Origin of the sequence: Endozoicomonas sp. ALB115 (assembly GCF_049310245.1) — a bacterium.
GTDB lineage: Bacteria > Pseudomonadota > Gammaproteobacteria > Pseudomonadales > Endozoicomonadaceae > Endozoicomonas.
Genome location: NZ_JBLYZG010000099.1, coordinates 1 through 10,731, shown reverse-complemented (window position 1 = coordinate 10,731; position 10,731 = coordinate 1). Strand labels below are relative to the sequence as shown.

The 10,731-nt window shown below is 44.4% G+C and carries 5 protein-coding genes and 2 pseudogenes; 6 read left to right on the top strand and 1 reads right to left on the bottom strand.

Annotated elements, in window-relative coordinates:
* On the bottom strand, positions 1–814 hold an 814-nt coding region (locus tag ACO6VE_RS22950), incomplete at its 3' end, for a DUF4158 domain-containing protein (protein WP_422463679.1).
* Between the two features lie 158 nt (positions 815–972).
* Here ACO6VE_RS22950 and ACO6VE_RS22945 point away from each other — a divergent pair.
* From ACO6VE_RS22945 to ACO6VE_RS22920, 6 genes and pseudogenes are all read left to right on the top strand, one after another.
* Positions 973–1,065 (top strand): annotated as a pseudogene (locus ACO6VE_RS22945) (DUF5397 family protein); the annotation flags it as partial.
* A 281-nt stretch (positions 1,066–1,346) separates the two neighbouring features.
* Positions 1,347–1,992, top strand: a pseudogene (locus ACO6VE_RS22940) (recombinase family protein).
* 132 nt (positions 1,993–2,124) lie between these two features.
* Positions 2,125–4,260: a type I secretion system permease/ATPase gene (locus ACO6VE_RS22935; RefSeq protein WP_422463677.1), complete on the top strand. Its 2,136-nt coding sequence runs from the start codon at positions 2,125–2,127 to the stop codon at positions 4,258–4,260.
* Complete coding sequence (locus tag ACO6VE_RS22930; RefSeq protein ID WP_422463675.1) at positions 4,260–5,669, top strand: HlyD family type I secretion periplasmic adaptor subunit; 1,410 nt, start codon at positions 4,260–4,262, stop codon at positions 5,667–5,669. Before ACO6VE_RS22935 ends, ACO6VE_RS22930 begins: the two co-directional genes overlap by 1 nt.
* 15 nt (positions 5,670–5,684) lie before the next feature.
* Entirely contained in the window at positions 5,685–6,350 is a 666-nt protein-coding gene (locus ACO6VE_RS22925; protein ID WP_422463673.1) for a hypothetical protein, read from the top strand.
* A gap of 40 nt (positions 6,351–6,390) precedes the next feature.
* Positions 6,391–10,659, top strand: a complete 4,269-nt coding sequence (locus ACO6VE_RS22920) for a calcium-binding protein (protein ID WP_422463671.1) — start codon at positions 6,391–6,393, stop codon at positions 10,657–10,659.
* Positions 10,660–10,731 lie beyond the last annotated feature (72 nt).

The following is a 10,731-nucleotide window of genomic DNA, read 5'->3' as shown; positions in this document are numbered from 1 at the left end:
CCTTCAGCTGCCCGATAAGCTGCTCCTGCTGTTTCGTTTTATTTTTCAGCCATTCCTTCAGCTTCTTGTCTGCCCGAGTGTGCATACGCCGCATCAGTTTGATCAGTAAATCAGCCGCATCATCAAGGGTGCGGGAAAGTCGGTAACGGAGTAGGATCGTCAACAGCAGCTCTTGCTTACCCTTTCTCAATCGTGCCATTTCCGAACGATCCAGAGCGCGGGCTTCCAACTGCAAGTCCCGGTATTTGTCAGGTGTGATATCCGGCAAGTTGGGTAGACCTGCCTGCTGCTTGCGAAGCCAGCTCAACACACCCAGCGTATTGGTTGTGTTTTTTGTCGTCAGCTTTCCAGGTTCTTTTTTCAGCTTTTCCCATGATTCTTCATCCAGTAATGATGAGAGAACCAGTTTGGACTTTTCATCAAGAGAATCGAGGTAATTGCTGTAGAGTTCTTTATTGACCCTTCGGCGCTGGTCACTTGCGACCCGAGCAAGTGCATCAAAGGTAGGAAGCTCATAAGAGTCCTTAATCAGATTTTCGAGAACTTCATTGATGATATCCGCCAGGTGGTGTTTGCTTTTTGCTGACTCATAGGCCCGCTGTATGATGATATTCCTGCCAGCGGGTTTTACTTTGAAGCGATCTCTCAGCAGGCTCAGATAAATACTTCTTACGGAAGAGTCCCTGTGTTTTCTGACTTCTTCACCAGAACTCCGACTCTTTGTTATCTTGCCGTAATATTGAATGTATCCATCAGGTAGGTCATCAAAACCTGTGTGATAGCCCAAATGCTGAAACATCTTCAGCATGGTCAAAAGTACTTGGCGATGCAGAGGCTTTTTTACCTGACCATTGATCCAGTCTATTTCATCGGGGATCGATTCCCTGAACCTAAACTCATCGGTCAATATCGGCAGTTTGGCAAACTGGGACCTGCGTATAAAATTCTTGAACCTATCAGCCGGTTGACCAGGATGACTGGATTGTCCTGATTCAGATCCCTGAGTCGGGAGAAGAAACTGAATACAGATACTCAAATATCAAAAACGATCCGGTTGCTCACTGATGCTCGCTATTGCTTTTGACTTAATTGTTGCAGACAGAAAAGAATCAACCGAAAGGTTGTGCCACAGGCTTATATTGAGATTGGTTCTACCCTTTCCAGTCTTGGATTCAGGAGAGTTCAGGGTAGTCTTTATGTGACAGACGATGAGGACATGGCTAACCTCTTCCGTGCGATCACAGCCCTGAAATCTCTTTCCTGGTTTCCCGCATCTGTTAGAGATATCAGAGCTTTCAGGGTTGAACAGTGGTCAGGTTTTGCTGAGATGATCAAGGGAGGCTGATATGAAAATCGGCTATGCAAGAGTATCTACAAAAGATCAGGATTTATCACTGCAGCGTGAAGCACTATTAGCTAGCAGCTGGTTGTAACAAAATATACGAAGATAAAGTCAGCGGAACACAAAGTAACCGTGAAGGATTGAAGCTCGCATTTGAAGTGTTACGGGATGGTGATACCTTGATTGTCTGGAAGCTGGATCGCCTTGGGAGAAGTGCCACAAATCTAATCACTTTGATCAATGAGCTTGAACAGCAGGATTGTCACTTTGTGAGTCTTACCGACAATATTGATACTTCAACAACTGCAGGTCGATTCTTCTTTCACGTCATGGCAAGCCTTGCCCAGATGGAACGGGAACTGATTGTGGAGCGAACTCGAGCAGGTTTAGAAATTGCCAAGCAACGTGGTAGAGTTGGCGGGAGAAAACGGCAGATGACAGACTCTAAAATAGATGCTGCAAAAAAACTTCTGTCGAACGGCCTTCCTGCAAAGGAGGTTGCCGAAAATCTCGGTGTTTCTATTCCAACACTTTATCGGTGGTTGCCAGCCAAAGGGACTAATGTCCCCCATCTACTTCCTGCAAAACAATGTGGGATAACAGCTTTGGATTTCGTAAAAATAATCATAAACCAAAACCAAATTTTGTAAAAAACGTCACTTGACTATTAAATACTTTTCATATTAAAAATGACAACGCAGATATGCAGGATAAAGCATTACCTTTCATCTGCTCGGCCATGGACACCGGCTGATTTATCAAATAATGAACAGGAATTCTTGATGTCTGCAGTAGGAACTTCGGACTCTGCGATCACCTGCCTGGTGATGATGGCTCGTTTTCACGGGCTGGCAGCTCAACCAGAACAGGTCAAGCATTTAATAGGCTACACTGAAGGTGTGGTTGATCCTGTTGATCTTCTCCGTATCTCCAAACATCTTAAGCTGAAAGTCAGAAGAACTCAGGTTGCCCCGGAGAAACTGCAAGAGTTGCCATTACCTGCTATCGCACTTGATAAGGATGGTAGCTATTTCATTGTTGCCCGTTGTAATGATGACAAGATTCTGATTCAGAAGCCTACGAGTTGCCAGCCTGAGGCATTGGAGCTGGATGACTTTCAAACTATTTTTTCTGGTGAATTATTTCTTTTTACCAAACGTTCCCTGCTGCCGGACAGTCTTTCAAAATTTGATTTCAGCTGGTTTATTCCCGCCATACTCAAGCATAAAAAAATGCTCTATGAAGTACTGCTGGCGTCGTTTTTTATCCAGCTCTTTGCACTGATTACCCCACTTTTCTTTCAGGTCATCATAGATAAAGTTCTGGTTAATCAGGCTTTAACGACACTTGACGTACTCGCCTTCGGGTTGCTGGTTCTGTCGATTTTTGATGTTGTGCTGAATGGCTTGCGGAATTATGTATTCAGCCATACTACCAACAGGGTCGATGTGGTTCTTGGTTCCAGGCTCTTCAGTCACCTATTGCGTCTACCCGTTGCTTTTTTTCAGGCTCGCCGTGTCGGTGATACCGTTGCCCGTGTTCGTGAGCTGGATACCATTCGTGAATTTATTACCGGCTCAGCCCTGACGCTTTGTATTGATTTATTGTTCACGGTCATTTTCTTTGTCGTCATGTATTTCTACAGCCCGACGCTGACGTGGATCGTGTTAGGTTCGATTCCCTTCTATATTATTCTCTCGTTAATAGTAACGCCTATTCTTCGGGCTCGCTTAAATGAGAAGTTCAAACGCGGTGCTGAAAACCAGTCCTTTCTGGTGGAATCCGTCACTGGTATAGAAACCATTAAAAGCACAGCGGTTGAACCCCAGATGCAGAGACATTGGGAAGATCAGCTGGCGGCTTATGTTTCCGCTTCTTTCAGATCCATGAATCTGGGCAATATTGCCAGCCAGACGGCAGGGCTCATCAATAAAGTGGTGACGGTACTGATTCTTTGGGTGGGAGCCACGCTGGTTATTAATGGTGACCTTTCCGTCGGTATGTTGATCGCCTTTAATATGATTGCCGGTCGCGTAAGCGCACCTATTTTGAAGCTGGTTCAGCTGTGGCAGGACTTTCAGCAGGCGGGGATTTCGGTTCAGCGTTTGGGGGATGTTCTGAATACACCCACAGAGCCGGGACACGATCCAAACCGAACAACGCTGCCTGCATTAAAGGGTTTCGTTGAATTTGAACACGTCACCTTTCGATATCAGCCGGATCGTCCAGCAGTACTCCATGGTGTATCGCTTGAAGTAAAGCCAGGAGAGGTGATTGGCATTGTTGGTCGATCCGGCTCAGGAAAAAGTACGCTGACAAAACTGGTGCAACGTTTGTATGTACCAGAGTCTGGTCGTGTATTGGTCGATGGTGTTGATTTGGCTCTGGTTGAACCTGCCTGGTTACGAAGGCAGGTAGGCGTTGTGCTTCAGGAAAACTTTCTCTTCAACCGATCAGTTCGAGACAATATTGCTCTGGCTGAACCGGGAGCCTCAATAGAACGTGTGATGGCTGCAGCAAAACTGTCAGGCGCTCATGACTTTATTCTGGAGTTGCCTGAAGGTTATGATACACAGGTAGGTGAACAAGGCAGTTCTCTGTCTGGTGGTCAAAAGCAACGTATTGCTATTGCCAGAGCACTCCTGACCAATCCGAGAATTCTGATATTCGATGAAGCCACCAGTGCGCTGGATTATGAGTCAGAACATATCATCCAGCAGAATATGAAGCGAATCAGTCAGGGGCGTACGGTGTTTATCATCGCTCACCGACTTTCTACTGTGCGTGATGCTGATCGCATTATCACAATGGACAAAGGGAGAATTGTTGAGGAGGGGCCTCACGATCAGCTGGTCAAACAAGGTGGTCATTATGCCCGCCTGAATGCTCATCAGCATGGGCTGAGGGAGGCTGTGTAATGGTTAAATCGTTCTTTGATCATGCTACCAAAGCCCTGTTATCCAAAACGGAAAACACTGAGGCATTACACAGCACCCGTCGTCAGTTTTTGCCCGCTGCACTGGAAGTGGAAGAAACTCCAGCCAATCCGGCCAGCAGAGTCATCGTAAAGGTCATTGTTCTGCTATTCACTATTGCTGTCGTCTGGGCGTGTTTTGGCAAGATCGATATTGTCGCCACGGCTCAGGGAAAAATAGTCCCCGGTGAGCGGGTAAAAACCATTCAGCCTATGGTGATCGGTGAAGTTCAGAACATTCATGTTCGCGAAGGCGATGATGTTGAGGTGGGTGCCCCTCTGATTTCACTGGTAGGTGTTGTGACTGAAGCCGAGCTGGTCAGGTTAAGTAAACAGATCTCTGCTTTTTCATTACAACTGGCCAGGCAGGAAGCTTTTATTGATTATCTTGATATCGATAATTATTCGAAACCAGCACAACTGAAACTGGATACTTATCTCAAGCAGGAAGAAAGCGACATCAATGTTGAGTTTGAAGAACAGCTCTTACAGCAGCAAATAGAAGACTATGTATCAGCATCCGAAACACTGAAAAGCCAGCTCAAGAGCAAAAAGGCAGAACAGCGAACAATAGAAGCCATTGTCACCAAACTGCAACGAGTCCTGCCTATTATTGAAGAGCGCACTCAGGCGCTGGAAGGCCTGTATAAAAAGAACTACGGATCAAAAGTGCAATACCTTGAACTGGAACAGCAACGTATAGAGCTGGAAGAAGATATCAAGGCACAAAAAGCGGCAGTACAGCAATTGATTGCCGAGCAGGAAGAAGTTCAGAACCAGCTGCTCAGTCTTCACGCTCAAAAACGGCGGGAAAGCCTGGGCCAGCAGGAAGAGCTTCGACTGCAACTCACCAGCCTTGAGCAGGAAAGCATTAAGGCACAAGAACTCCATGAACAGCAGCTCATCACATCCCCCATAGACGGCACCGTACAACAGTTACAGATTCATACTATCGGCGGCGTGGTTCAACCGGCACAAGCCTTGATGCAGATCGTCCCTAAAGAAGCAAAGATGGAAGTGGAAGCCTGGGTACTGAATAAGGACATTGGTTTTGTTCAGGAAGGCCTGAAAGCAGAAGTGAAAATCGATACCTTTAACTTTACCAAGTATGGCCTGATTGGTGGGGAGTTAATGAATGTGTCCAACGATGCTGTGCCCGATGAAAAACTGGGTTTTAGATATATGGCTAATGTCCAGATTGAAAAAGACTGGATGCAGGTGGAAAACCGGAAAGTGAATTTATCGCCGGGTATGAGTGTGGCTGTGGAAATTAAAACTGGGCAGCGTCGTTTGATTGAGTATTTTTTGAGTCCGCTTTTGAGGTTTAAGCACGAGAGTATCAGGGAGCGCTAGCTTTGAGAGGATGAAATGAAATGGAATGATGAAATTTTTTCTGGGTTGAGTAAAAAGCTTTGGCTTTTTATTAAAAAACATAAAGTGTTTTCCTTCTTCGTCTTAATGATATTAGCGGTTTACTGGTATGTCGACTGGGATGGTGAGAATCATTTTTCATGGAAGGAAGAAGTGGCTTTGTCAACTGGTGAAGTGGTGTGGGTAAAAAGGGCTGCCTATTTAAAAAAAGGGGGGCAAATTGCAGGAACTGGATTTATAGAGGTCAAGAATATGACCTTGAGTATCATAGATGATGATATATCTGATAAGCCAAAAGAGTGGAGTTCCAGCTTCTTACCTGTTGTTTTTGACAAAAATCCAGAATCTGGTCAGTGGTTTGTGATTGCTACCTGGTATACGACGGATGGCCCTAGAAGAGCGACTCTGCTTGGCCTACCCGATCCAAAATATAAGTACATAGAATTCCGTTATGAACTGGGCGAATGGATTCCTTATCCTATATCCATGAAATATATCGAACAGAGAACATCACCCAATATGTTGGTGAGAGTCAGATACAGTGGTGAAAGAAACCTGTCTATGAAAAAGAAAAAGGAACGATGGTTAAAAAGGCCTAGAGGTGCACCACATTATCGGTGTGTCACCGATAAGCCGTATTCACGAGGTGGTTGTGAATTATAAGCAGTAACCCATGAAATACTATTAACAAGGAAGTGAAATAATGACAATAGAAACTAGCGTTTATGCACAACTTGCTTTGCATGTATATAAAACAAATGAGTCGAATACCATTGTTTTGCAAGATGGCTGGCAAATGGATGGGAAAAGGGTAATTGATGAAGAAAGCGATTTCACCGGAGCTGTTTATACGAATGGAACGAAAGTTGTTATTGCCTTCTCGGGTACCGATAATGTTCTCAATGATACGATTGTTGCAAATGCGCCACTGGCAACGGGAGCTTATAGTCAGCAGCTAGAGCAGGCCGTTGATTTGTATTTTGCAACCAAGGTAAAATACCCGAACGCAAATATCTCGTTTACCGGCCACTCATTGGGTGGTGGTCTGGCGTCTTTGATGGCTGTACTGTTTGATAAGCCTGCACAGGTTTTTGATCCTGCGAACTTTGAAAATTCTGCTTACTCCCAGCAGGCTATGCTTCAACTTCATGAGTATATGGTAAATTCTGGTTACATCAGTAGTGACCCTGCATACAATGAATATTGGGAGCATTTAAATACAGCCTATTCAGAGTTTAATGGTGATGGCACTTTTGAAGAACACTACCGGGAAAATTATCAGGATGGTTTGTTTTATGATAGGGAGCAAAATGTTAGCTCAGTAGTAGTCAAGGGTGAGTTTATTGATGATTTACTGGTTAATGAGAGTATGCCTGTCATTACAGGTGATAAAAAAGAACTCAATGTTGTCGCTGAAGAGTCAAACCTGAATGGAATAGATGGTTACACTCTGCACTCAATGAGCTTGCTTCTTGCGGCTGAACGCTCATCAAAATTTGAGCAGATGCTCTACAACAATCCTGAAGTTCTTAATATGATTTTTGATAAGGATCTCTATGCAAGAAACACTACAGAGGATGGTGGGTCAAAAGACTTTTTAAATAAGCTTATTAATAATGACTTACATGATAGTTCAGTCAGTGTTCTGAATTCTTTTTCAGAACAAATTGAGCTGGTAAGAAAAATTCCAGATACTGCTTATCTAAGCAGCTTGGATAACTCACTGACTAAAGTTGTTTTTGAATTCTATTACTTTAATGAAAGTTTAACTCAAAAAGATATCGATGGTTTTTTAATAAATCAAGGCGGTAACTTAAAATTTGATCTGTCTAAAATTCCTGAAGAAGATGAATTCGATCAGCAGTCACAATTTGTCAGTTTTATTACAGAGGGTTTGAAAGAAAGGCCTGAATTAAACCTTGTAGAAGGTAGAATAGGAGATATTGAGAGTCATATTAAAAAGGCCAAAACTCTAGCAGTCTATTCTTCGACAGGTACAGTGACTATTGATGTCTCTGGTGATGGCTCAGCAGTGGTTATTGCGGGTGAAGATGGTAGCAATATCATTTCAGGAGCTGAGGATGACTTTCTTGTTGGCAGCTATGGTGAAGATGAGCTAAATGGTGGTCAGGGCGCTGACACCATGCTCGGTCTGGGTGGCGATGATGTATACCATGTAGACAATTTTGATGACCTGACTGTTGAAATTGGTAATGGGCAAAATGGTGGAGATGACCTTGTAAAAGCATCGGTAAGCCACACTCTACAAGACTATGTGGAAGATCTGGAGTTAACAGGTGCGTCTGATACGACAGGTGTAGGAAACGAACTTGATAATATTATCATTGGTGGTAGTGGTAATAATTCCCTACGTGGTCTTGAGGGACAAGATGTTCTGACGGACGACATTGGTAACGACTACCTCGACGGTGGAAATGATAATGACCGGGATATTCTGGAAGGTGGCCAGGGGTTTGATACTTATGTTGTCAGAGATAATGATGTCATAAACGACTCTGATGGTAATGGGGTTGTCAATTTTAATGGCAAGACTCTTTTTGGTGGAACCCGACAAAAAGACTCACCAGAAAATGTTTTTTATGGTGGAGGGCATACCTATGTTCTCGATGGATCAAATCTGGTTGTCAATGGCTCCTTGACGATAGAGAACTTTGATCCGGGTCAGTTGGGTATTGTGCTTTCCACGATTGAAGAAGAGCAAGATGAAACTGTAGGGACAGGCCCAGGGGGTGGAACGAATCCAGAAGAAGGTACAGGTCCAGGAGAAGGTACAGGCCCAGGAGAAGGTACAGGCCCAGGAGAAGGTACAGGTCCAGGAGAAGGTACAGGCCCAGGAGAAGGTACAGATCCAGGAGAAGGTACAGGCCCAGGAGAAGGTACAGGCCCAGGAGAAGGTACAGGCCCAGGAGAAGGTACAGGCCCAGGAGAAGGTACAGATCCAGGTGAAGGCCCTGGAGATAGCACTACCCCTGATTCAAACTTACTGCTCAGGATAGAAGGCAATAAACAATATTGGTTAACGCCCGAAGGCCTTCTAATGGAGTACGATTATTCTGAGGACAGACCTGAAAATCCACTTGACCCTACTGGGCCGCAAAAAAACATTATTGGCACAGGCGAAATCTTGCCAAATGGTACTATTGTAATTACCGATCTTAATGGAAATAGATATACCATGGATGGCAAGCCCTATCCCCCGAATGGAGAATCGGAAGACATCCCCCCTCCTCCCCCACCAGAAGCCCCTGGTCCAACTCCAGCTTCTCCTTTGGCTCTCGATCTTGATGGCGACGGATTGGAAACTGTCGGTCAGTCGTCAGGTATTTATTTTGACCACGACGGTGATGGCTTCAAGGAGCGTTCCGGTTTTATTGGGGCTGATGATGGATTACTGGCGCTGGATCGTAATGGTGATGGCCTGATCAATGATGGCCAGGAGCTGTTTGGTAACTCCACTTTGCTTTCCGATGGCAGCCAGGCAGCCAATGGCTTTGCCGCACTGGCTGAACTGGACTCAAATGGCGATGGACTGGTTAATGCCAGTGATGAACGTTTCTCGGATCTTCGAGTCTTCCGTGACCTTAATCAGAATGGCATCACAGACAAAGGTGAGTTACTGACTTTAGAAGAGGCTGGGGTTGAATCACTGTCTACTAATTATAGCAGCCAATCATTTACAGATGACGCTCGCAACGAACACCGGCAAGTCGGTAACTATACGGCAGATGACGGTAAAGTTCTGGCCATGAATGATATCTGGTTTGATCGAAACCCTACTGATACCAAAGAAATTCTGGTTGATGTTCCATTTGATGTTGCACTTTTACTTCCAGATGCAAAAGGTTTTGGTACGACTCACTCTTTACATCAGGCGATGGCCAGAGATGAAAGCGGAGAGTTGAAAAAGCTGGTTGAACAGTTTGTGACTGCCGATACTAGAGGCCAGAGACAGGCTCTTATGGAACCTATTATCTTTGCCTGGACTGGTCAAACAGGAGGATATCAACGCCACGGTAGAGCACCGATGGATACCCGTAAGGTTGGTGCACTCGAATCATTTTATGGTTATGAAGTTCCTGATGCAGTCGGAGGTGGCTGGCAGTATGCCAGAATGTACAATGAAATTTTTGCCAGTTTAGTTGATAGCATTTTTTATCAAATGGCAGCTGATAGCTATTTGAATCCTTTCTTTAAAGAAGTAAGTTGGTCAGAAGAATCTGGATCTGGTGTTTGGTTGGGGGATTTCACAAATGTCGTGGATGACTTTTATCAATATGCTGAAGACCACCCTTCTTCTGCTCCTGATTTGCTGCAAGATTTTATTCAAGCAGTGAGGGGAGTGAATGTATATGATGCTCGTAATCTCGATAATCTAAGAACGGCTGTATATCGTTTCAATCAGTCAGATGAAGCGGGTAATTTCAGTGCTGAAGCAGCGGCGTTAGTAACTGAGATAGTTAATAGTTCGTTTAGTTATGGTGATAGGTTACTCGATGGTAACAGTGATATTTTCCGTTTATATTCCGATGAGATAAGAGGGAATGCTAATGACAATGAGTTAATTGGTCTTGAAACCAATGATCAGATAGAAGGCATGAATGGTAATGATGTTCTTGATGGTCGAGCTGGAAACGATTTATTAATTGGGGGAAATGGTAACGACGAGTATCGTTTTGGGCTGGGTTATGGTGAAGACCGTATCAATAATTATGATCGCACAGAGGGGCGTTACGATGTAATTCGAATGCTAGGCGATTTAACAATAAATGATATTACTACTCAGCGGGAGGCTGACGACCTTGTCATCTCCATAAATGGTACAAATGACACCCTGCGAGTATTATCTCATTTTTCTCAAGAAGGTTCTGACTATAAATACGTTGATGCAATCCTATTTTCTGATGGCAGCAAGCTTGAGGTTGGGCCAGATAATTTGGCTCTTCAGGGATAACTGTGGGTAGAAATCAACAAATTTGAAAAAAAAAGCACCAGCGGCTGATTTCAGGTATGTTTTTATTTGCAG